Genomic DNA, 22537 nt, shown 5'->3' on the forward strand with positions numbered 1-22537 from the left:
TTGCCCGCATGGCTCGACGACGTGACCGTGACCCGCTGCAGATCGACCTCAGCCCCGACGACGGCGATCTCGGCGACGGTGGCTGGGCGGACGCGCCGGACGGCTCTGCGGGCCTGCCGACCGACGGCCCGGTCGACCCGCCGCCCGTGTGGTTCGCCACCCGGGTCGCCCGGCCGCTCCGCGAGCGGTGGCGAGGCATGCCGCGGCGACTGCGGGTCGGCGTCGTCAGCGGGGCGGCCGTCGTCGTCGCGGTCACGGTGGCGGGGGTCGCCGTCGTGGACGCCCGGGCCGAGGCGGCCCACGCCGAGCGCATGGCCGCGCTGCCCGGCGGGGTGGCGGACCTGTCGGAACCGGTGACCGAGACCTGGCGGGTCGAGACCGACGCGGGGGTGCTCGCCGTGTTCCCGGGTGGTGTCGTCGTCACGCAGGACGGCACCGACCTGCTCGGTGTCGACGTCGCCGACGGCAGCGAGGTGTGGCGCCACGAGCTGGGTCCGGCGAGGCTGCCGTACGCCGCCACGGTCGACGGCCCGCCGGAGATGGGGCCCGCCGCAGACGGCGGCGTCTACGTCTTCGACCACGTCGACGAGGTGCTCCCCGAGCTCGACCCGCAGGAGGCCGCCGACGCCCTCGCCGACGGTCGGGCAGCAGGCACCTGGGAGGATCCGTCGCTGCGTGTCGAGGACGCCCTCACGGGGGAGCTGCGGGGGGAGGCGACCATCGCCCTGCGGACGGCGCACGAGGTCGCGCGGTGCGAGGCCGACGACGGCCCCGGCGGGGAGCCCGTGCGGTGGCTGGTCTCGTCGGTCGGTGTCACCACGACGGCCACGTACCTCTCGGTCTGCAACGGCGCGTCGACGACGCTGGCCGCGGACGGCACGGTGGTCGACGGCTTCCCGTCCCCGACGGTGGACGGCGAGACGTACCTGGCGACCGACGCCGGGTCGGTCGTGCCGGCTGCGGACGGGGAGGACGGCTTCACGCTGCCGGGCTTCGTCCTCGATCCCGTGGCGGTCGACAGCACCGACGGGCCGTGGCTCGTCGGGCGCGGCGGGATCACGGCGTACGACACCGCCGGCGAGGAGCTGTGGAGCTCCGACACCCGGACGGGGAGGGTCGTGGTCCGCGCCGACGGCGTGGCCGTCGTCCAGAACGATGCGGACGGGACGTTCGACGCCGTCGATCTCGACACGGGGAAGGTGCGTTGGACCATTGACGGCGCGGTCGGTACCTACGGGTGGGCTGGTGCAGCCACGGACGGGGCGGTCGCCCTCCTTGCCGTGCAGGGAGCGGAGTCGACCGAGCTCGTCGCCCTCGACCTGGGCGACGGCGTCGAGCTCTGGCGCACGAGCCACGGCGCGCTGGACGGAGAGGTCTTCTCCGTGGACGGCCACCTGCTGGGCGTCGACGAGGAATACATGATCGCCGACGGTGTCCAGGTCTCCGACGCTGTCCTCGTCGGGCTGGGACCGACCTCGTGAGGGGCGCGCGACGAGAGGACCGCGCCGTGGTGTCCTTCGACATCACCGCGGAGCAGGACGAGCACGACGACGGCACCTCGCCACGCCCGGACCCGCACTCCGGGTGGTGGCAGCGTGGCGTCGACCGGTGGCGTCGTGCGGATCGACGGCAGCGGCGACGGGTGGCCGGCGTGGCGGGCGGTGCTGCCCTGCTGCTCGTCGGCGGCGCCGCCACGACGGTCGCACTCGTGTCGCACGCCCACGACGAGCGGCTGCGGGCGGCCCCGGGCGGTGTGCTCTCGCTCGACGGCGAGCTGGCCGAGGTGTGGCGTGCGGACGATGTCAGGGGCATCAGCGCGGTGCTCCCGGACGGCGGCCTCGTGCTGATGGACGGCCATGCCGTCGTCGCCCGGGACGCGGCGTCCGGCACGGAGCGGTGGCGTGCGGACCTCGGACCGGACCCGTCCTGCGGTCCCACGCCCCGGCCGGACGTCAGCGTCGAGTGGGCGATGCCGAGCGAGCTGGTGACGTGCCTGCACGGTCCTGCCGACGAGCGGACCGTGACCGTCCTCGACGCGGCGGGCGACGTCGTCGGTCGCCGGGAGCTCCCGGCCACGGAGCACGGGGGCGAGCACCACGACGTCCTGCCCGCCGCGGACGGCGGGCTCCTCGTGGTGGACCACGACACCGGAATGCCGGCCGTCCGCGACCACGCGACGGAGTCGGCGGCGCGTGCGGTCCTCGAGGACGTCGAGCCGGGGGAGGCGTCGGTGCACGTGGAGGACGCGGTGACCGGTGTGGTGCGGTTCGAGGTGCCGACGAGCCCGCCCGCGGGCGCGTTGGACGAGTGCGGCTTCATCTGGAACCTGGAGGAGTCGGGCTGGCCCGGCGCGTTCGACCCGGCCGCGCCGTACCGGGTGGCGATCGAGTTCGACCGCTCGCTCGTCTCCTCCCCGTCTGTCGTCAGCTACCAGTGGTGCGACGTCGGCGGTGCTGCGTCCGCCGACGGCACGTCGTTCACCGAGCACCTGGAGGGAAGCCTGACGTCCGCCGTGTCGGCGGTCGCGCCCTTCCCGGGTGGCGGTCATCTCGTGTCGGACGAGCACGTGCCGGGCGGCTCGGTGCTCCTGGCGGACGACGGCAGCGTCCTGATCGACAGCCCGCGCACGGCGATCGCGCTCCCCATGGCGGCCCTCGAGATCGACGGCGGAGTCGTCCTGGCGACCCGTCCGGGACGGGTCGTCGGTCTGGACGCCGACGGATCGGAGCTCTGGCAGCGAGAGCTGCCCCACGCCCGGGTGGTGGCGCAGGCCGGCGGGACGGCGGTCGTGCACACGGACGACGACCTGGTGGCCCTCGACGTGCAGGACGGCGCTGAGCGGTGGCGGACCACGGTGCGCGCCCTGGAGAGGCAGGAGCTCGTCCAGCTGGGCTCGGCCGTGACGGACGGTGAGCGGATCGCGGTCGCGGTGACGAGGCACGCGACGGAGACGAGCGCGGACGAGCTCACCGGGGAGCTGATCACCGTGGACCTCGGCAGCGGTGCGGTCACCCAGGCGCCGCTCCCGGCCAGGTCGCACCTCTGGGCCGTCGACGGACATCTCGTCCTGCTGCAGCAGGGCGCCTCCGAGCGCCCAGGCGAGCCCGGTCTTCTCTCGGTGAGCACGCTCGCTCCGCGCTAACGTCGAAGGGTGGGGCGACGGCGTCGTGCCCCCGAGGGGGCCTACACGTTCGACCTCGTGCCCGACGACGGCACCGAGGCCGCTGGGTCCCCTGCGGCCGGGACCCTCCCCCCGGAGCTGGACCCGCCACCACCACCACCGGCGCCACCGCGCCGACCGCCCGGAGCGCTGACCCGGGCGGGCCGCCGCTGGCGCGGGCTGCCGCGACGGGCCCGGTTCGGCGCCGTCGTGGTGGCCGCCAGCCTGCTCGCGACCACCGTGGTGGTCGACGGCGTCATGGACCGGCAGCGGTCCGCGGAGCTGCGCGCCGCCGCCGGCGGGGTCCTCGACCTGAGCGCGCCACCGTCCGAGCAGTGGCGGCTGGAGGGCGAGGACGGGGCCCGGACGCTGGGCGGTCTCGTCGCGGTGGCCGGGGGCGTCGCGGCCGTCCACCGCGACGACGAGCTGCTCGGCATCGACCTGACCACGGGACAGCAGCGCTGGGCCGTGGACCTGCTCGACCGGGCGGCGACCTGCGGCCCGGGGCTGGCGTTCTGGGGGGAGGCGGTCGAGCTGACCTCGACGGCGCAGGTGGTCTGCGTCGGGCGGTCCGTGTCGGGGGAGGTGATGGTGACCACCGTCGACCCGGACGGCACCGTGCTGGGGCACCGAGCCGTCGTCGGCGAGCACGACGTCGTGGTGCCGGGACCGGACGGCAGCGTGCTGACCGCGGCGTGGGTCGGCGACCCCGGGGACGTCGACGTCGAGCTGCGGGGCGACCCGATGACCAACCTCACCGTCGTGGGGGACATCGACGAGGGGTACGACCTCGAGGTGCGGGCCACGGACGCCGTCACCGGCGCCGAGCGGTGGTCGGAGGCCGTGCCGTTCGGGGCCGTCCTGGACTCGGGCCAGTGCGTGCGCTGGTCCACCGGCGGCCGGCACGCGCAGCTCGACCGGCGCGGCGACGTCGAGCACATGGTCAGCGGCCGGTTGGTCGGCTTCTCGGGCTGCGGGGTGCTGGCGTACTTCACGCCGGAGGGCGAGCGTCTCGACCTGACGGGGCTGAAGGACACCGGTGACGAGGTGGTCCGGCGGGTGCGGCCGCTCGCGGACGGCGGGTTCGCGGTCTCCGCGGGGGCGTGGGGCCGGTCCGCGTGGGAGTTCCAGGTGCTGGACGCCGCGGGCGCGTACGGCTACACGGTCGAGGGCCGGCTGCTGGACCCGCGCGCCACGGACGGGCGGCCGGACGACCGGCGGCTGGTGGCGGACGCCGACGGGACGCGCACCGTCGGGCCGGACGGGTCGACGGGCTGGTCGGCCGAGGTCGAGACCACCTCCTACCTCGCCCGGGCCGGTGCGACCGCCGTCGTCCTGGACGAGCGTGACCGCGTGCTGGGCCTCGACCTCGGCACGGGCGAGGTGCGGTGGGTGCGCGACGACCTGCTGGAACCGTACGCGGCGCTGACCGACGGCCGGAGCGGACAGGTGCAGTCGGTCTTCACCGACGGCACGGTGATCGCGCTCGTGGTGCCGACCTACACCGCCACGGAGGTGGTCTCGCGGTGGCTGGCCGTCGACGCGGCCACGGGGGAGACCCTGTGGGCGGAGGACCTGCCGGAGGAGGGGTGGGGCGTGGACGTCGCCGTGGACGGGCACCTGCTGCGCTGGTGGCCCGCGGGCCTCGCCGGCTTCACCACGTCGTAGGGACGTGGTTGGCTCGACCCGTGACCGGCTACGACGCCCAGTTCCTCGGCACCGACCCCGCCCTCCACGTCCCGCTGCCCGCCGCCGACCGCGAGCTCCGACGTCTCGACCACCCGCACTTCAGCATCCTGCTCGACCCTGTGCGCCGGCTCGCCGCCGCCACCGTCTGCGCCGTCGACGGCGACCGTCTGCGGTCGCTCCCGCGCACGGGCTCGTGGCGGCTCGACCCCCAGGCCCCTCCCGAGGAGCAGGCGGGCAACGAGCTCTACCGCCACAACCCGCTCGACCGGGGGCACCTGGTGCGTCGCCTCGACCCCATGTGGGGCCCCGAGGCGCGTGAGGCCGGCGAGGCGACCTTCGTCTACCCCAACGCCGCCCCGCAGGTCGACGAGTTCAACCAGTCGAAGGAGCTGTGGAACGGGCTCGAGGACCACGTGCTGGCGTACGCGGGTGCCCGGCGGCACCGGCTGGTGGTCCAGACCGGGTGCGTGTTCCTCGCCTCCGACCCTGTCTACCGCGGGGTGGCGATCCCCCGGCAGTTCTGGAAGGTCGTCGCCTGGACGTCGCCCGACGGCGGCACCCGGCCCGACGGCGGCACGCCGGGTGTCCCGCCGGCACTGCGGTCCGCGGCGTTCGTGCTCGACCAGACGCCCCAGCTCACGGACGCCGAGCTGAGCACGGCGACCGGCCGGGCGCTCGCCGTCGGCCACGTCCCGCCGCTCGGCCCGTACCGGGCGTTCCAGGTGCCGGTCGCGGACGTCGAGACGCTCACCGGGCTCGACCTCGGCCGGCTCGCCGGCGCCGACGTCCGCGGGCCCGCACCCCGGCGACCGCTCGAGCCGCGCACCGCGTCCCGGCGTCCGCCGTCGGCCTGGACCCTCCTGACGACGCCCGCGGAGATCGCGCTGGTCCCGGTCGGATAGCGAGCGCGCCCGGGAGTGCGGGTAGACCCCCGGAACCACTCCGAACCCCCTCCGTCGACGGCCCCCGTCGCCCCGGCGGGACGATCCCTGGGGACCTCCGACCCGGGGCTGCGGGTGCCAGGCGGTGCTGGTGGCTCAGGCGGTCTTGATCTCGCCGCGCTGCACCCGCAGGATGCCGACCAGCAGCGGCAGGCCGACCCAGATCGCCGTGGTCACGACGAGCTGTGCCCACTGCTCGCCACCCATCGACTCACCCGTCACGACGGGCATGCTCGCCGTCTGCAGGTCGATCCAGGGCCACACGTCGGCCCACGACTGCACGAGCATCGTCAGCGGGGCCATGATGGTCGGGATGACGAGGTAGAGGACGATCGCCGCCGGGGTGCTCTGCAGCGCGAGGCCGAACGCGACGCCCTGGACCATCCAGATCGCCATCATCAGGGCCATGCCCGCGGTGAGGGCGCCGAGGCCCCAGTCGGCGTCGGCGTCGCGGTAGGCGATCACCACCAGGTGAGCCACCGCCGCGATCACCATCGCGACGACGAAGAACGCCAGCCCGGACCCGACGGCGGTGACGAGCTTCGCCCACACGACGCGCAGGCGCCGCGGCTCCAGCGTGAAGGTCGTCAGACCGGTGCGCTGGGACCACTCCGCGGTCGTGGCGAGGATGGCGACGACGGGAAGCAGCATCGCCAGCGGTGCCGAGGTGTTCGACACGAACATCTCGAACGAGACGTTGCCGTCCCCGACGAGCGCGGTGATGGCCAGCACGCCGGCCGTCAGGATCGCGATGATGATGAACAGCCAGCGCACGGCGCGCGTGTCGAGCTGCTTGCGCCACTCGTAGGCCGTGAGCCGGGTGAACGGGACCGGCTTGAGGGTGGCGCTCCGGGTGGCGGGCGCGGTCTGCTGGACGGTGCTCATGCGGACACCTGCTCTCGGGCGTCGGCGGCCGTGAGCTCGAGGAACAGCTCCTCGAGCCCGCGGGACTGCGTGTCGCGCAGCTCGGTGACGAGCACTCCCGCGGCCATCGCGGTGCGGGCCACGTGCTCGGCGTCGGCGGTGGTGGTGAACCCGCCGCCGGACTGACGCTCCCGGTCGATCCCGGCCTGCTGGAGCGCGGCGTCGAGCGCGGCGTCGTCGGTGGACCGGACGAACGTCCCGGCGGCGCGCAGCAGCTCGTCCTTGGTGCCCTCGGCGACGATCTTGCCGCGCCCGATGACGACGAGCCGGTCGGCGACGTGCTCGATCTCGGACAGCAGGTGCGAGGACAGCAGCACGGTGCCGCCGTCCGTGGCGAAGTCGCGCAGCAGGTCGCGCATCCAGCGGATGCCGGCGGGGTCCAGGCCGTTGGCCGGCTCGTCGAGGATCAGCACGTCGGGCTCGCCGAGCAGGGCGCCCGCGAGGCCGAGCCGCTGCCGCATCCCCAGGGAGTAGGTGCGCACCCGGCGGCCGGCCTCGGACGGGGTGAGCCCGACGAGGTCGAGGACCTCGTCGACGCGGTGACGGCCCACACCCGTGAGGAGGGCGGAGAGCGCGAGGGTCTCGCGACCGGTGCGGCCGGCGTGCTGGGCGGAGGCGTCGAGCAGCACCCCGACGCGTCGACCGGGGTTGGCGAGCGCGCCGTACGGCTTGCCGAGGATGCGGGCCGTGCCGCTGGTCGGCGGCGTCAGCCCGGTCATCATGCGCATGGCGGTCGACTTCCCGGCGCCGTTCGGCCCGAGGAAGCCGGTGACGAGTCCCGGCTCGGCCGTGAACGACACGTCGTTCACGGCCAGGACGGGCCCGTACCTCTTGGTCAGGTGCTCCACGGTGATCATGGGTCCACCCTCGCGCCCCGCGCCCGGGCAGCACATCGCCCGCAAGGAGGGGATGCACCGCCGGACGGAGGTGCCGGGTCATCCTTTCGGCGGACCTCGGGGCCGGTCCGCGAGCGCCCGACGGCGGATGCCCGGCCGGGCGTGCGGACCTACGCTCGGCAGGTGCTCACCGACCCCGACGACCCGCACGGCGCCGTCCCGTACCGCCCCGAGCCGCTGGGGAGCCGGCGGGCGGCATGGCGCCGGGTGTGGGGCGAGACGTGGCGGCTGGCGGTGGCGCTCGCGTTCAGCCTGGTGGCGCTCGGCGGCATGCTCGTCGAGGCCGAGGCGGCGCACCAGGAGGTCCCGGAGGCGCAGATCGCCCTCGACCTCCTGGTGGGGCTGGTCTGCTGCGGGCTCGTGCTGCTGCGCCGCCGGTGGCCGACGACGGTCGCCCTGCTCGTCACCGCCGCCAGCGCGGTGTCGGTGTTCGCCGTCGGGCCGATCACGCTGGCCGTGGTCTCGTTGGCGACGCACCGTCGGTGGTGGCGCATCGTCGCGGTCGGAGCCGTGTTCGTCGTCGGTGGCTGGACGTACGAACGGCTCTACCCGCCGGTGGAGCAGATGGGCTGGCCCGTCACGCTCGGTGGCGGTGTGGTCCTCTACTCCCTGATGGTGTGGATCGGGGCGTACATCGGGCTGCGGCGCGAGTACCTCGCCGGCCTGCACGAGCGGCTCGCGACGGCGGAACGGGAGCAGGCGAGCCGGGTCGCGCAGGCGCGCGCGAACGAACGGGCGCTCATCGCGCGGGAGATGCACGACGTGCTCGCGCACCGCATGTCCCTGGTGGCCATGCACGCCGGGGCGCTCGCCTACCGGACCGACCTGCCGCCCGAGCAGGTCGCCGAGTCGGCCGCGCTGGTGCGCGACAGCGCGCACGAGGCCCTCGGCGAGCTGCGCGAGGTGCTCGGTGTGCTGCGCGGGCTCGACGGGCCGGCGCCGGACGGCGCCCCGGTCGGCTCCACCGGGCCAGGGGCGCCGGAGCGTCCGCAGCCGACGCTGGCGGAGCTGCCGGCGCTGGCCCGGGCGGCGTCGGACGCCGGGACGTCGGTCCGGCTGGTGGACCGGGTGACGGAACCGGAGGCGCTGCCGACGGCGGTCTCCCGCACCGCCTACCGGATCGTCCAGGAGACGCTGACGAACGTCCGCAAGCATGCACCGGGACTGCCGGCGTCGGTGGTGCTGCGGGGCGCTCGTGGCCAGGGGCTGTGGGTGACGGTGACGAACCCGACGGTCGTCGACGCACGAGGCGCGCCCGCTGCGCCCCCGTCGGGTCTCGGGCTGCTGGGGCTGACCGAGCGCGCCGAGCTGGCGGGTGGTTCGCTGATCGCCCACGAGGCGGAGGGCCGGTTCGTGGTGCGGGCCTGGCTACCGTGGGACGCATGACTCAGCGCATCTCCGTCGTCCTGGTCGACGACGACCCGCTCGTGCGTGCCGGTCTCCGGCTGATCCTCGGCGGCGCGGCCGAGGTGGACGTGGTCGCGGACGCGGGTGACGGGGACGAGGGCGTCGCGGTGGTCCGGAGGGAGCGGCCCGACGTGGTGCTCATGGACATCCGCATGCCGGGTACCGACGGCATCGAGGCGACGCGCCTCCTGTCCCAGGACGACGGTGCGTCGCGCGTCATCGTGCTGACCACGTTCGACACCGACGACATGGTGCTGCAGGCGCTGCGCGCCGGGGCGGCGGGGTTCTTGCTCAAGGACACGCCGCCCGACCGGCTGGTCGCGGCGGTCCGGGCAGCCGCCGCGGGCGAACCGACGCTGTCCCCGTCGGTGATGGACCAGCTCATCGCGAAGGTCTCGCAGCGGACCGTCGGGCGGGACGGCACCGATCGGGACACCGCGCGGCACCGCATGGCGTCCCTGACCGACCGGGAGCGGGAGGTCGCGGCGGTGCTCGCCCGCGGGCTGGCGAACGCCGAGATCGCGGCGGAGCTCTACATGAGCGTGCCGACGGTCAAGACGCACGTCTCGCGGATCCTCGACAAGCTCGGGGCGGCCAACCGTGTGCAGGCCGCCATCGCGATCCACGACGCCGGACCGGGAGGCGCGTAGACCAGGCGTCCTCCTCCACGGCAGAGAGCCGGCCGTCGAGATCGGACGTGTCCGGCTGGCGAAAACCGCGCCATCGCAGCGCGCACGAATCACGCTGTGCGTGAGCATCACGCACAGCGTGAGCGGCGTGCGCGATCCGTATCGGCATTGCTGTTCACCGGACACCTTCGTTCTGGTGCGTCGCGATCTTCGGCAGGGAGTCGCCCTACCAGGCGATCCGACCGTTGCGGTCGGGCGCCTCGCTGACCAGGTCGACCACGCGGCAGCCGAAGAGCTGCGCCAGGCGGCCGATCTCGTCGAGGGTCCACGGGACGCGCTCCCGGAACCGGGCCGAGACCGCCGTGCGCGAGAGCCCGAGCTCGATCGCGAGCTGCTGCTGGGACAGGCCGCGCCGTGCGCTCTCGAGGCGCACCGCACCGGCGGCCACTCGGCTGAGCCCGTCCCGCGTCATCCGGGGAGCGGGTCGTGGACGCGCGCGACCGGTCGCTCCGCGACCGCCCTCCGGGCCGCCCTCACCGTCGTCCACGTCGACGACCGGCTCGAGGTCGGGGACATCGAAGAATCTCCGCATGGCAGCAGTGTCGCGCCCTGGCGTCCCCGCGCGGCGGCCGTCCACAGGGTCGGCCGATGGGTGGTGCTCAGAGACGTTCGCGCAGCCAGGCGATGTCGGTGCCGACGTCGCCCTTGGTCTCGCAGATCACCGGTGCGCCGGCCTCGCGCACCACACCCACGAGGAGCTCCGGCGGGATGTTCCCCGCACCGAAGTTGGTGTGGCGGTCGGCGCCGGAACCGGCGTCGTCGCGCGAGTCGTTGGCGTGCACCAGGTCGATGCGCCCGGTGATCGCCCGGACCTCCGCGACAGCGGTGACCAGGTCGATCCCGCCCGCCCAGGCGTGGCACGTGTCGAGCGTGAACCCCACGCCCTCCCCGCCGTCGGCCTGCTGCACGGCGGTCCACAGCTGCTCGATCCGCTCCAGGCGCCGCGCCATCGAGTGGTCGCCGCCGGCGGTGTTCTCGACGAGGACGGGGACGTCGGTCTCCAGCGCGTCGATCGCCTTCCGCCAGTTGTCGAACCCCTTGGCCGGTTCGTCCTTGGCCGTCACGTGCCCGCCGTGCACCACCACGCCCCGGGCGCCGATCTCCCCGGCGCGGGTCATGACCTGCTGCAGCAGCTTGCGGCTCGGGATCCGGATGCGGTTGTTCGTGGAGGCCACGTTGATGACGTACGGGGCGTGCACGTAGACATCCAGCCCTGCCGCCGCCGTCGCCGCGCGGAACGTCTCCGCCTCGCCCTCCTCGAGCGGCGGCACCTTCCACGCCTTCGGGTCCGAGACGAACACCTGGACGACGTCCGCACCGATCGCCGCCGCCTCCGCGACGGTGTCGGTGAGGCTCACGTGGGCACCGATCTGCAGGCTCATGGGCACCAGCGTACGAGGAGGGTCCGACGCCGCCGACCGGCCAGATGTGTGGCGGCCCCGGGCACGAGGCTGCTAGATTCCTGGAGGCCGACGACGAAGAGCCTGGGAGGGCTGCCTGATGCTGCGAGCCCTGCTGGCGCTGTCGCTCGCCGGTGCGGCGACCGTGGAACGGCTGTCCGCGCCCGGCATCGACGTCTTCCTGCCCGCCACCTACGACCTCGCCTGGTCCGCCGTCCTCCTCCTGTCGCTGGCCGGCATCCTCGCGGTCGTCGCGTGGGGCGTGGTCTCCGTGCGCCGCCGTGCTGCGGCACCCGTCGGGGGCCAGGCCGTGGAGGCCCGCCTGGAGCACCTCGACCGGCTGCACGCGTCCGGACGGATCTCCGACGCCGAGCGCGCGGACGCCCGGGCACGCCTGCTCGGCACGCTCTGAGACGGTCGTCGTAGGCTGGGAGACATGCCCAGCACACCACCGCTCGCGTACGTCGTCGCCGGTTCCGAGGCCACCGGCGGCGCCGGCATCCAGGCGGACCTGAAGACGTTCCAGCAGCTCGGTGCGTACGGCCTCGGCACGCTGACCTGCATCGTGTCCTTCGACCCGGCGAACGACTGGGGGCACCGGTTCGTCCCGGTCGACCCGCAGGTCATCGCCGACCAGTTCGAAGCGGCCACGGCCACCTACGACCTCGACGTGGTGAAGGTCGGCATGCTCGGCACCCCGGCCACGATCGACGTCGTCGCACGGTCGCTGGCCTCGCGCCCGTGGCGGCACGTCGTGCTCGACCCGGTGCTGATCTGCAAGGGCCAGGAGCCGGGCGCCGCCCTGGACACGGACACGGCGTTGCGCGCCCAGGTGCTGCCCCTCGCCACCGTGGTCACCCCGAACCTCTTCGAGGCCAGGACGCTCGCCGGCATGGACGCCGTGGAGTCGGTCGACGACCTCGTCGAGGCGGCCCGCCGGATCCACGCCCAGCTCGACACCACCGGGGGCGACGGCAAGCGGTACGTGGCGGCCAAGGGCGGCGCGGAGCTCCCCGGGCCCGACGCCGTCGACGTCCTGTTCGACGGCGAGCACGTCACCGTGCTGCGCGCCCCGAAGATCGGCGAGGAGCGCGTCGCGGGCGCCGGCTGCACGTTCGCCGCGGCGATCACGGCCGAGCTCGCGAAGGGCGCCGACGTCGAGACGGCGGTGCGCACCGCCAAGGACGTCGTCACCCAGGGGATCCGTGGACGCGTGGCCGCGCACACCCCGTTCGACACGGTCTGGCAGGGGGCCTACGCTCCCGCAGGCGCATGACCGAGCTGCCGTGTGAGTCTCCGGCGAACAGGTAGACGGGCCGGCCGTCGAGCGTCACCTGCGGCTCGCCGTCGTTCCCGGTGATGGTGCTCACCTCGGCCGTGACGCCCTCGACCGGTGGCTCGTCGATCCCGGCGTGGACCGGCGGCCAGCTCGTGAGGCAGTCGCCCTCGCAGGTGCTCATGCCCGAGCCGGGCTCCTCGGAGGCGAAGTGGTAGGCGGTCATCCCCTCGCCGTCGACGACGATCTCCCCCCAGCTCGCTGTCCGCCGTGGCGAGCACGGCCTCGCCCGTCGGCGGGGCCTCCATGGACTCCTCGGTCGTGCCGGTGGTGTCCCGCGCCGCTGGCTCCTCGGGGTCGCCGCACGCCGAGAAGGCGGCGAGCGCGGCCACGGCGGCGAGCGCGGTGGTGGTGGTCCGGACTGTGCGTCGCATGGTCCCTCCCGGGGTCGTGGGGGCATCAGGCGCCCTCCGACCCGGGCGGCGTCGAGCCGACGAGCAGTGACGAGCAGGGACGAGGTGGGCAGCGTGCGGACAGCGGTGAAGGTGGCGGTGGTCCTCGGCCCCGGGCTGTACGCCGACTGGGCGAACAGCGTGGCGGACGACGCCCCGACGCTCACGGCCTCCGAGCCCGCGCTCGCCGACGTGGACGGTGTCGCCGACGTGGACGGCGACTGGGTCGTCGCGTCCGGCTCGTACGCCGGCTACCGGGTGCACGAGGACCGCCTACGTCCTGGGAGCGCTCGGCCCCGCCGACCGCCGCGAGTACGAGGCGCACCCCGCCGGCTGCGACGCCTGCCGCGAGGCGGTCGGTCAGGTCGCCGGCCTGCCCGGACTGCTCGGCGCCCTCCCGCCCGACGAGGCCGAGGCGCTGGCGGGCGAGACGCCGCCCCCCGTGCCGCCGGCCGGCGTCGTCCCGCGGACGCGCTCGCACGCTCGGCCCGCCGCTCGCGGGCGCGTCGGAGGTCGCTCCTCGCCGTCGCCGCGTCCGCGCGAGCCTGGTGGCCACCTCCCGGCCGTGGTGCACCCTCATGGAGTGGAGCTGCCGCTACGGGTCCGCGCCGCCGGAGAAGTGCGAGCCGGTGACCTACGAGCTGGTGGTCGTCGACCGGGACGGGACCCGCACGGTCGCGGCCACGTGGGGATCCTCCGGGGAGCGCGCCGCCGGGCTGCGGGCCGCGTCCGCGGTCGCGCTGGCCGACGTCGCCCGCGTGGAGATCGCCGTCGTGGGTGCCAGGGCGCCGCTGGCCTCCGCCGACGTCTGAGCCGGGGCGCGGCCGGGCGGTCCGCACCCCGGACGCAAACTATGTCTCAAGCGGGGTTCGGCTTAGTCTCTAGGGCGTGAGCGACAACTACGGACAGCAGAGCCCGAGCACGGGCGCCATCGAGCGCGTCGTCGCCCGGCACGAGATGCCCGACCCGTTGCGCGACGACATCCGCCTCCTCGGCGGGCTGCTCGGCACCGTGCTGCGCGAGGCCGGCGGGCAGGACCTGCTCGACGACGTCGAGCGCCTGCGCGAGCTGACCATCCGCGCCTACGGGGTGGACGACGGCGGTGTCAGCCTGGCGGAGGCCGCTGATGTCGTGGCGGGGTTCAGCCTGGAGCGTGCCGAGCAGGTCGCCCGGGCGTTCACGTGCTACTTCCACCTGGCGAACCTCGCCGAGGAGTACCACCGCGTGCGCGTGCTGCACCAGCGCGAGAGCGAGTCGGGTGCCGCGATCGAGGAGTCGCTGCCCGCGGCGTTCACCCAGCTGACCGAAGAGGTCGGCCGGGAGGAGGCCGTGCGCCGGCTCGGCGAGCTGGAGTTCCGCCCCGTGCTGACGGCGCACCCGACCGAGGCCCGCCGCCGCGCGGTCTCCGGTGCCGTGCGCCGCATCTCGACTCTCCTCGCGGAGCGCGACACGATGCGTCCGGGCGGCACCTCGCGCACCGAGAACGAGCGCCGCATGCTCGCCGAGATCGACACGATGTGGCGCACCTCCCCGATCCGGGCGTCGAAGCCCCGGGTCCTGGACGAGGTCAAGACCGCCATGGGCGTCTTCGACGCCACGATGTTCAGCACCTTCCCCGACGTGTACCGCCGGCTGGACGACTGGCTGCTCGACGGCGAGGCCGGTGCCCGCGCACCGATCGCCAAGCCGTTCGTCTACCTGGGGTCCTGGATCGGCGGCGACCGCGACGGCAACCCCAACGTGACCGCCGAGGTCACCCGCCAGGCAGCCACGCTCGCCGCCGAGCACGCGCTGACCGCGCTGGAGCAGGCCGCCCGCGCGACCGGTCGCAAGCTGACCCTCGAGGAGGCGAGCACGCCGGCGTCGGCGGAGCTCAAGGCCCTGTGGCAGCGGATCCGCCAGCTCTCGGACGACCTCACCACGTCGGCGGCGGCGGACTCGCCGAACGAGCCGCACCGTGCCGCGGTCCTCGCCATCGCGGGCCGCATCGCGGCCACGCGTACCCGGGACGCGGATCTCGCCTACCAGCGTCCCGAGGAGCTCGAGGCCGACCTGCGCGTCGTGCAGTCCTCGCTCGTGGAGGCCGGTGCCCAGCGCGCGGCGTTCGGCGACCTCCAGAAGCTCGTGTGGCAGGTGCAGACCTTCGGGTTCCACCTCGCCGAGATCGAGGTGCGCCAGCACTCCCAGGTGCACGCCGGTGCCCTGGAGGAGATCGCGGAGAAGGGGGTGCACGGCGAGCTGAGCGACCGCACCCGCGAGGTGCTCGACACCTTCCGTGCCCTCGGCGCCGTGCAGAAGCGCTTCGGCGAGCGGGCCGCCCGCCGCTACATCGTGTCGTTCACCCAGGCCCCGGAGCACATGGCGGCCGTCTACCAGCTCGCCGAGCTGGCCTTCGAGGGAACCGACGACACGCCGGTCATCGACGCGATCCCGCTGTTCGAGACGTTCGCGGACCTGGAGAACTCGGTCGACATCCTCGAGGCGATGCTCGAGATGCCGCAGGTGCAGAAGCGCCTCGCGGAGAACGGGCGTCGCGTCGAGGTCATGCTCGGGTACTCCGACTCCTCGAAGGACGTCGGGCCGGTCGCGGCGACCCTGGCCCTGCACTCGGCCCAGTCGCGCATCGCGGAGTGGGCGCAGCGGCACGACCTCACGCTGACGCAGTTCCACGGCCGCGGCGGCGCGCTCGGTCGTGGGGGCGGCCCCGCGAACCGGGCCGTGCTCGCGCAGCCGCCGCACTCGGTGGACGGCCGCTTCAAGCTCACCGAGCAGGGCGAGGTCATCCTGGCCCGGTACGGCGACCCGACCATCGCGGCGCGCCACATCGAGCAGGTGGCGGCGGCGACGCTGCTGGCCTCGGCGCCGTCGACGGAGAAGCGCAACGCCACCACGGCGGAGCGGTTCTCGGCGCTCGCCTCCTCCCTGGACGGGACGTCGCGGGCCCGGTTCCACGAGCTGGTGAAGTCCGACGGCTTCCCGCAGTGGTTCGCCGAGGTCACCCCGCTGGAGGAGGTCGGCCTGCTGCCGATCGGCTCCCGTCCCGCCAAGCGTGGCCTGTCGGTGAACTCCCTCGACGACCTGCGCGCGATCCCGTGGGTGTTCTCCTGGTCGCAGGCGCGCATCAACCTCGCCGGCTGGTACGGCCTGGGGACGGCGCTGCGCGAGTTCGGTGACCTGGAGGAGCTGCGGGCCGCATACCGCGAGTGGCCGCTTTTCGGCACGCTGCTCGACAACATCGAGATGTCGCTCGCCAAGACCGACGAGCGCATCGCGCAGAAGTACCTGTCACTCGGCGACCGCGACGACCTCGCCGCGATGGTCCTCGACGAGCTGCGCCTCACGCGCGAGTGGGTCCTCAAGATCACGGGCAACGAGTGGCCGCTCGCCAGCCGTCGCGTGCTGGGCCGGGCCGTCCAGCTCCGGTCGCCGTACGTCGACGCGCTCTCGCTGCTCCAGGTCCGTGCGCTGCGGGCGCTGCGCACCCAGGGCGCGAGCGAGGGCCTCGCCGTGGACGACGGCGAGTGGGTCGACGGCGGGTACAAGGACCGCTGGCGTCACCTGCTGCTGCTCACGGTCAACGGTGTGAGCGCCGGCCTGCAGAACACGGGCTGATGGTGATGGTGTCGGACGCCGCGGTCGCGCTCGAGCTGGCGGTCCAGGACGTCGCCGGCGTGGACGTCGCGGCGTCCGTCGGCGCACGACGGGTGGAGCTGTGCACCGCGCTGGGCGCGACCGGTGGCGTGACGCCGGGCCCCGGCCTGCTGGCCGCCGCGGTCGAGCGCGCCGCCGCTCCGCCGTCGGGCTCCGCCGTCGAGGTCCACGTGCTGGTGCGCCCGCGGCCCGGCGGGTTCGTGCTCGCGCCGGGAGAGCTCGACGTCCAGGTGCGTGAGGTCGAGGCGGCCGTGCGCGCCGGGGCGAGCGGCGTCGTCGTCGGCGCGCTGACCCGGTCCGGGACGGTGGACGCCGTGGCGCTGCGGGCGCTCGTCGGCGCGGCGCGGGGCGCCGAGGTGACGTTCCACCGGGCGTTCGACCAGCTCGCCGACCCGCTGGCCGCGCTCGACGTGCTCGCGTCGGCCGGAGCGACGCGGGTGCTCACCTCAGGCGGCGCCGCTCGGTGCGCCGACGGTCTCGGTCAGCTGCGCTCGTGCGCCGAGCACGCCCGGACCCAGCTCGACGGCGCCGTGCACGTCATGGCCGGTGGCGGCGTCCGCGTCGAGGACATCCCCATGCTGCGGGCCACGGGTGTGAGCGCCGTGCACCTGTCCGCCAAGCGCACGGTGGCCGACGACGGCGGGCCGGGTGGCGGCGGAGACGTCGGCTACGAGGTCACCGACCCCGAGGTCGCGGCCGGCGCTGCCGCTGCCCTGCGTCCGTCCTGACGGCGCCGACGGCGGTGCTCAACGCGCGGCGAGCGCCGTGAGCACCCGGTCGACGCTGGAGCGGATGCCCCAGCGCTCGGCGAGGGCGTCGAGAGCCGCCGGGTCCGCCGGACCGCTCGGCAGGGCGTCGTCGAACGACCCCACGGGGGCGTCGGCGGCGACCTGCACGACACCGGGCGCCACGGCGAGGTAGTCGGCGGCCTCCGCGATCTTGGTGCGCTGGGACGGGGTGATCCCCGGCGCGCCCGCCGAGGCCGCTGCCAGGACCTCGTCGAGGGAGCCGAACGTCGCCAGCAGCTTGGCGGCCGTCTTCTCCCCGACGCCGCGCACCCCCGGCAGACCGTCGGAGGGGTCGCCGCGCAGGACCGCCATCTCGGCGTAGGCGGCGCCGGTCGGTACGCCGTACTTCTCCGCCAGCAGCGCCTGGTCCACCACGTCGGGGTCGCGCACCCCGCGCGCCGGGTAGAGGATCGCCACCCCGGCGGCGTCGTCCACGAGCTGGAAGAGGTCGCGGTCGCCGGTGACCACCGCGACCTGTGGTCCGGTGCCCGCCGGCGTGGCCGCAGCTCCACCGTCGGGCACGGCGGCGAGCTCGCGGGCGACCAGCGTGCCGATCACGTCGTCGGCCTCGAAACCGGGGGCCCCGACCCGTGCGATGCCGAGCGCGGCCAGCACCTCCACGATGACGGGAACCTGAGGCACGAGACCGTCGGGGACCTCCTCGACGTCCGGGCCGTCGTCGCGCCGCTCGGCGACGCGGTGCTCCTTGTACGACGGGATCGCCGCGACCCGGAACGCGGGCCGCCAGTCGTCGTCCCAGCAGGCCACGAGCCGGTCCGGCCGGTGCTCGGTGACGAGGAACGCGATCATGTCGAGCAGGCCGCGCACCGCGTTGACGGGCCGGCCGTCGGGCGAGCGGAGGGAGTCCGGCAGCCCGAAGAAGGCCCGGAAGTACAGCGACGCGGTGTCCAGCAGCATCAGGCGCATGACCCCAGCCTGCCAGGTGCCACTGTCACCGCGCGGGCGCGGTGGGCAGCCGGTCCGGCAGGCCGAACCGGGGGAACCACGTCGCCGTGTCGAGGAACGTCGTGATGCCCGTGACGTGACCGGCGCCGTCGTCCTCCAGCACCACCAGACCCCACGGGGTCCACCCGCCGCCCGGGTCCGGCCGGTACTGCCCGAACGCCATCGAGCCGTTGGCGCGCACGCGCAGGCACCGCGAGCCGCGGCACTCGTGGCCCGGCCCGAGCATCCAGCGCGCGATCTCGCGGGGGCCCGAGACCCACAGCGTGTACGGCGGCATGTTGAGCACGGCGTCCTCGCGCAGCAGGCCGACGAGCGCCTCCATGTCGTACCGCTCGAACGCGTCCAGGTACCGCTCCAGCAGGTCGTCGTCGACCGTCCCCCACCGACTCTCGTCACGGTCCAGGGCACGGTCCCCGAGGGTGGCGCGGGCGCGCTGCAGCGCGCTGTTCACCGAGGCGACCGTCGTGCCGAGGAGGGTCGCGGTCTCGGCCGCCGACCAGCGCAGCACCTCGCGCAGCAGGAGCACCGCCCGTTGCCGCGGCGGCAGGTGCTGCAGCGCGGCGACGAACGCGAGCCGCACCGACTCGCGGCCGATCGCCATCTCGGCCGGGTCCCCCTCGCGCGGCAGGACGGCGTCGTCGGGCACCGGCTCGACCCAGCGCTCCTCGGCCAGGGTGTCGCCGAAGTACTCGATCTCGGCCGGCTGGGGGCCGCCGATCCCCATCGGGCGCTCGCGCCGCTTGGACGCCGCCAGGGCGTCGAAGCACACGTTCGTCGCGATCCGGTACAGCCAGGACCGCAGCGACGAACGCCCTTCGAACCGGTCGAACGCACGCCACGCGCGCAGCATCGTCTCCTGCACGGCGTCGTCGGCGTCCCCGGCGCCGCCGAGCATCCGGTAGCAGTAGCCGGTCAGCTCCCGGCGGTACACCTCGAGCCGGGCGCCCACGTCGGGCGAACCCCCGAGGTCCGTGACGGTCTGCGTCATGCCTCCCACGGTAGGACGAGGCTCCGACACCCGCGCGGCACGGTTCAGGTCCGCCGGCGGCGGGCCTCGTCGCGCGTCCACGGCAGCACCCGCTCGACGAGCGGCACCGAGCTGGTGGCCGGCGACGAACGCCGCACCACCGGCACCGTGCCGGTCAGCGGGCGGGCGGTGCGGTCGATCTCGAACCACACCGTCTTGCCGGCCCCGACGGCCGCGTGCCGCCCGACCACGTCACCCACCTGGTGCTGCTGGACCCCCCACCGGGAGGCCAGCTTCTCCAGGAACTGGACGCCGCGGCCGGACAGGTCCTGCGGCTGCGGTGCGCGCAGCACGGGCGGGCGGGTGCAGCCGTCCCGCACCCCGACGCGCAGGCGGCGGTCGTCCACCTCGACGGTCGCGACGATCGGTCCGGCACCGTGCTCCAGGGCGTTGGTGAGGATCTCGCTGGCGAGCAGCATCGCCGTGCGTCGCTGCTCGGCGTCCACGTCGCAGGACTCGAGCACGTCGTCGACCCACCGGCGGGCCGGCCCGAGGTCGCTCAGGTCCTCGGCCACCTTGCGCTCGGCGGTCGCCGGACCGTCCTCGCCGGGCGGCCCCGACGGCGCCGGGACGCGCGCCCGCGCCGCCAGCACGGCGACGTCGTCCCGCTGGCTGCGGCCCACGAGCCGCCGCACCAGGGCGCGCGGCAGGGCCGCCGTCGCCTCCCCGTGGGCGTCGGCGAGCGCCTGGACGAGGTCGCGCACGCGGTCCGTGACCATGACGCCCCGCCGCTCCACCAGCCCGTCCGTGTACAGCAGCAGGGTGTCGCCGGGCAGCAGGCGGGTGACGTGGTCGTGGCGCTCGACCCCGGGATCGATGCCGAGCAGCATGTCGGTGCGGGCGTCGAGCTGCTCGACCGTCCCGTCGCGGCGCAGCACCAGGGGGTGCGGGTGCCCGGCGTCGGACCACGTGAGCGTGTATCCGCGCTCGGCGGTGCCGTCGGGCCCGGTGTCGCCCTGGGGGTGCTCGTCGTGGTCGAGGCGCACGACGACGGCGGTCGCCAGCGCCTGCGGCCCCAGCGTGGCGTTGGCGCGGTCGAGGCGGGACAGCAGCGCTGCCGGCGACTCGTCGTGGCTCCACGCGAGCGCCCGCAGCATGGAGCGGAGCTGGCCCATCTGGGCGGCGGCGTTCACGTCGTGGCCGGTGACGTCGCCGATGGTCAGCACGGCGGTGCGGTCGTCGCGGACCACGGCGTCGTACCAGTCTCCGCCCACCTGGTCGGTGCGCGCGGCCGGGGCGTACGTGGTCGCGATGTCCAGGTGCGCGACGTCCGGGGCGTCGGAGAGCAGGGACTCCTGCAGCGTCGTCGCCACCCGCCGTCGGGCCTCGAGCAGCGCCACCCGCTCCAGCGACATGGCCACGTACCGGCTGAGGGTGGTCTCCAGCGCGGCGGTGCCCGCGTCGTGCTCGCGGGTCTCCTCCCACACGCAGATGACCACGCCGATCACGTCGTCGTCGGTCATGACCGGCAGGAAGGAGCGCGCGCCGGCGGACATCAGCCCGACCGACGCCATCGCCGGGTAGGCCTCGCTCATCTCCTCCTGGTCGCGGTAGAAGAGCGTGCGGCGCTCGCGGACGACGGCGGTGTCCGGGCGGGGGGAGTCGAGCCGGGTCGAGCGCATGGCGTCGGGGAACCCGGGCTCCTGGTGCCCCACCGTGACGTAGCGCAGGTGCCGACGGTCGGCGTCGACGAGGGCCAGCGAGCACCAGCGCGCCCCCATACCGGTGCCGACCACCTGGGCGATGGTCTCCTCGACCTCCTCGAGGGTGGTGACCCCCGCGAACTGCTCGGAGAGCCCGAGCAGGAACTGGGCGCGCTGGTGGGCCCGGAACGCGACCTGCTCGGCGCGCCGGGCGCGTTCGCGCTCGGCGCGCAGCCGCAGCTCGCCGGTGCAGGCCGCGGCGAGGTCGCCGAGGGTCGCGAGGTCGTCGTCGGTCCATCGCCGCGGTGCGGTGTCGATCGCCCACAGGGCGCCGACGACCGTGCCCCTCCCGTCCTCCACCGGGTAGCCGGCGACGGCGCGGGCGCGGAGCTCCTGTGCCATGAACCGCCGCTCGAACCGGGGGTCGTCCTCCGTGTCGTCCACCACGAAGGCGGAGCGCTGGGCCACGACGAAGGAGGTCGCGGGCTGGGCGAGCCGCGTCCTCCGGTCCTGCTGGATCGGGTCGGGCATCCCCACGGCTCCGGGAAGCAGCTGGAGCCCGTCGCCGAGGACGACGAAGCAGGCTGAGGGCACGCCCAGGTTGCGGTGGACGAGCCGCACGATGCGGTCGAACACCTCGTCGGCGATGGACTCGTCCGGGGCGCCACGGAGCAGCGGACCCAGGACCTGCGTCTCGGGCACTGACCCAGTATGGCCCCGATCCGCGCGATCACGAGTCACCCGGCCGACGGCCGCGTCGTCGGGGCCGAGATCGCCGGTTCCCGCCAGCCGTTGCGACCTACGTCACACCGCGCGCACACTGGGGGCAGGAACCGATACGGGGGTGGACTCGTGGTGGGAACCGCTGGAACGTTCGACGCCCTGCCCATGCTGGGGCGGGGAAAGCACCGCAACCCGAAGAAGGGTGCGTGCTTCATGGAGCTCGCGTCCTTCCTCGCCGGGGAGCGCTGGAGCGACCATCCGCAGTGCACGCATCCGCTGCTGGCGATGCTGGCGCGGGCGGTCAACGACCTGACGTCCGACGCCGCACGGCCGCGCCTGTCGACGATGATCCCGTCGGTCATCGGCCTGACGAGCGACGACCCACGGTGGGACGTGCACATCGCGCTGCGGGCGGCCCGGGCCGCGCTGCCCGTCTCCCCGGCCGACCGCCAGCAGACGCTCGCGGTCGCCGTCTTCGGGGCCGAGCGCATGCTCGACGTGCTCGACGGTCGCCCGGACGGCACGCTGGGCCCGGAGAGCGAGGCCGCGTTGGCGGCGACGCCCCAGACGGCCGAGTGGGCACGCCGCTTCTGCGCGGGCACGCACGTCAAGCCGAAGCGATTCGTGCGCGACGCCGCACCGTCCGTGGTGTCGACGGCGGTGCAGGGCATCAGCGAGGCGTACGTGCCCGACCGTGACGCCCGGCTCCGCGAGCTGCTCGAGGCCACGATCCACGACGCCCGGTCGTGGGCGGGGCTCGAGGCCCGCGCCGGGGAGCTGCGCGCCGAGCAGTGGGCGGAGGTCGTCCGGCCCGCGACGGTCTGAGTCGCTGAGCCGCTGAGCCGCTGAGCCGCTGAGCCGCTGAGCCGCTGGCGGGAGGGTGCTCCGCGGGGAGGTTCTGGTAG

General features: G+C 74.6%; 20 protein-coding genes. 12 read left to right on the forward strand and 8 right to left on the reverse strand.

The window, feature by feature from the left end:
• Positions 1 to 8 precede the first annotated feature (8 nt).
• From UQW22_RS06865 to UQW22_RS06880, 4 genes are read left to right on the forward strand one after another with little or no spacing between them, the layout of a single operon-like run.
• On the forward strand, positions 9 to 1481 hold the full coding sequence (locus tag UQW22_RS06865; protein ID WP_407320169.1) for a PQQ-binding-like beta-propeller repeat protein: 1473 nt from the start codon (positions 9 to 11) through the stop codon (positions 1479 to 1481).
• Between the two features lie 26 nt (positions 1482 to 1507).
• Entirely contained in the window at positions 1508 to 3142 is a 1635-nt protein-coding gene (locus tag UQW22_RS06870; protein WP_407320170.1) for a PQQ-binding-like beta-propeller repeat protein, read from the forward strand.
• Positions 3143 to 3151: 9 nt separating this feature from the next.
• Positions 3152 to 4828, forward strand: coding sequence for a hypothetical protein (locus UQW22_RS06875; RefSeq protein ID WP_407320171.1), 1677 nt, complete (start codon positions 3152 to 3154; stop codon positions 4826 to 4828).
• Between the two features lie 20 nt (positions 4829 to 4848).
• Positions 4849 to 5751, forward strand: coding sequence for a DNA/RNA non-specific endonuclease (locus tag UQW22_RS06880; RefSeq protein ID WP_407320172.1), 903 nt, complete (start codon positions 4849 to 4851; stop codon positions 5749 to 5751).
• 135 nt (positions 5752 to 5886) lie between these two features.
• On the opposite strand, the gene UQW22_RS06885 is transcribed toward UQW22_RS06880, so the two are convergent.
• Complete coding sequence (locus tag UQW22_RS06885) at positions 5887 to 6675, reverse strand: ABC transporter permease (RefSeq protein ID WP_407320173.1); 789 nt, start codon at positions 6673 to 6675, stop codon at positions 5887 to 5889.
• Complete coding sequence (locus tag UQW22_RS06890; RefSeq protein ID WP_407320174.1) at positions 6672 to 7571, reverse strand: ABC transporter ATP-binding protein; 900 nt, start codon at positions 7569 to 7571, stop codon at positions 6672 to 6674. Before UQW22_RS06890 ends, UQW22_RS06885 begins: the two co-directional genes overlap by 4 nt.
• 162 nt (positions 7572 to 7733) lie before the next feature.
• Between UQW22_RS06890 and UQW22_RS06895 the strand changes: the two genes are divergently transcribed.
• Together UQW22_RS06895 and UQW22_RS06900 are read left to right on the forward strand one after the other, a co-directional pair.
• The gene (locus tag UQW22_RS06895) at positions 7734 to 8996 is read left to right on the forward strand and encodes a sensor histidine kinase (protein WP_407320175.1); all 1263 of its coding nucleotides are present in this window, start codon (positions 7734 to 7736) and stop codon (positions 8994 to 8996) included.
• Positions 8993 to 9667: a response regulator gene (locus tag UQW22_RS06900; RefSeq protein ID WP_407320176.1), complete on the forward strand. Its 675-nt coding sequence runs from the start codon at positions 8993 to 8995 to the stop codon at positions 9665 to 9667. The genes UQW22_RS06895 and UQW22_RS06900 overlap by 4 nt, the downstream gene beginning before the upstream one ends.
• Before the next feature lie 205 nt (positions 9668 to 9872).
• On the opposite strand, the gene UQW22_RS06905 is transcribed toward UQW22_RS06900, so the two are convergent.
• Complete coding sequence (locus UQW22_RS06905) at positions 9873 to 10238, reverse strand: helix-turn-helix domain-containing protein (protein WP_407320177.1); 366 nt, start codon at positions 10236 to 10238, stop codon at positions 9873 to 9875.
• Between the two features lie 67 nt (positions 10239 to 10305).
• Entirely contained in the window at positions 10306 to 11088 is a 783-nt protein-coding gene (locus UQW22_RS06910) for a deoxyribonuclease IV (RefSeq protein WP_407320178.1), read from the reverse strand.
• A 118-nt stretch (positions 11089 to 11206) separates the two neighbouring features.
• Between UQW22_RS06910 and UQW22_RS06915 the strand changes: the two genes are divergently transcribed.
• The gene (locus UQW22_RS06915) at positions 11207 to 11518 is read left to right on the forward strand and encodes a hypothetical protein (protein ID WP_407320179.1); all 312 of its coding nucleotides are present in this window, start codon (positions 11207 to 11209) and stop codon (positions 11516 to 11518) included.
• Between the two features lie 24 nt (positions 11519 to 11542).
• Positions 11543 to 12382 carry a hydroxymethylpyrimidine/phosphomethylpyrimidine kinase gene (locus UQW22_RS06920; protein WP_407320180.1) on the forward strand — a complete coding sequence of 280 codons (840 nt, stop codon included), beginning with the start codon at positions 11543 to 11545 and terminating at the stop codon, positions 12380 to 12382.
• On the opposite strand, the gene UQW22_RS06925 is transcribed toward UQW22_RS06920, so the two are convergent.
• A complete protein-coding gene (locus tag UQW22_RS06925; RefSeq protein WP_407320740.1) occupies positions 12297 to 12842 on the reverse strand; it encodes a hypothetical protein in 546 nt (181 codons plus the stop codon). The genes UQW22_RS06920 and UQW22_RS06925 overlap by 86 nt on opposite strands.
• A 540-nt stretch (positions 12843 to 13382) precedes the next feature.
• Between UQW22_RS06925 and UQW22_RS06930 the strand changes: the two genes are divergently transcribed.
• From UQW22_RS06930 to UQW22_RS06940, 3 genes are all read left to right on the forward strand, one after another.
• Positions 13383 to 13646, forward strand: a complete 264-nt coding sequence (locus UQW22_RS06930; protein ID WP_407320181.1) for a hypothetical protein — start codon at positions 13383 to 13385, stop codon at positions 13644 to 13646.
• Between the two features lie 145 nt (positions 13647 to 13791).
• Positions 13792 to 16446 carry a phosphoenolpyruvate carboxylase gene (locus UQW22_RS06935; RefSeq protein WP_407320742.1) on the forward strand — a complete coding sequence of 885 codons (2655 nt, stop codon included), beginning with the start codon at positions 13792 to 13794 and terminating at the stop codon, positions 16444 to 16446.
• A 5-nt stretch (positions 16447 to 16451) separates the two neighbouring features.
• Positions 16452 to 17213, forward strand: a complete 762-nt coding sequence (locus UQW22_RS06940) for a copper homeostasis protein CutC (RefSeq protein ID WP_407320743.1) — start codon at positions 16452 to 16454, stop codon at positions 17211 to 17213.
• Between the two features lie 18 nt (positions 17214 to 17231).
• Here UQW22_RS06940 and UQW22_RS06945 read toward each other — a convergent pair whose 3' ends face one another.
• From UQW22_RS06945 to UQW22_RS06955, 3 genes are read right to left on the reverse strand one after another with little or no spacing between them, the layout of a single operon-like run.
• Positions 17232 to 18200, reverse strand: coding sequence for a 5'-3' exonuclease H3TH domain-containing protein (locus tag UQW22_RS06945; RefSeq protein ID WP_407320182.1), 969 nt, complete (start codon positions 18198 to 18200; stop codon positions 17232 to 17234).
• A 25-nt stretch (positions 18201 to 18225) separates the two neighbouring features.
• Complete coding sequence (locus UQW22_RS06950) at positions 18226 to 19227, reverse strand: sigma-70 family RNA polymerase sigma factor (protein ID WP_407320183.1); 1002 nt, start codon at positions 19225 to 19227, stop codon at positions 18226 to 18228.
• Between the two features lie 44 nt (positions 19228 to 19271).
• The gene (locus tag UQW22_RS06955; protein WP_407320184.1) at positions 19272 to 21611 is read right to left on the reverse strand and encodes a SpoIIE family protein phosphatase; all 2340 of its coding nucleotides are present in this window, start codon (positions 21609 to 21611) and stop codon (positions 19272 to 19274) included.
• 153 nt (positions 21612 to 21764) lie between these two features.
• Here UQW22_RS06955 and UQW22_RS06960 point away from each other — a divergent pair, with 153 nt between their 5' ends.
• Positions 21765 to 22457 carry a hypothetical protein gene (locus UQW22_RS06960; protein WP_407320185.1) on the forward strand — a complete coding sequence of 231 codons (693 nt, stop codon included), beginning with the start codon at positions 21765 to 21767 and terminating at the stop codon, positions 22455 to 22457.
• Positions 22458 to 22537: the final 80 nt, after the last annotated feature.

It is taken from the genome of Isoptericola halotolerans (genome assembly GCF_045689585.1).
Taxonomy (GTDB): Bacteria; Actinomycetota; Actinomycetes; order Actinomycetales; family Cellulomonadaceae; genus Isoptericola; species Isoptericola halotolerans_B.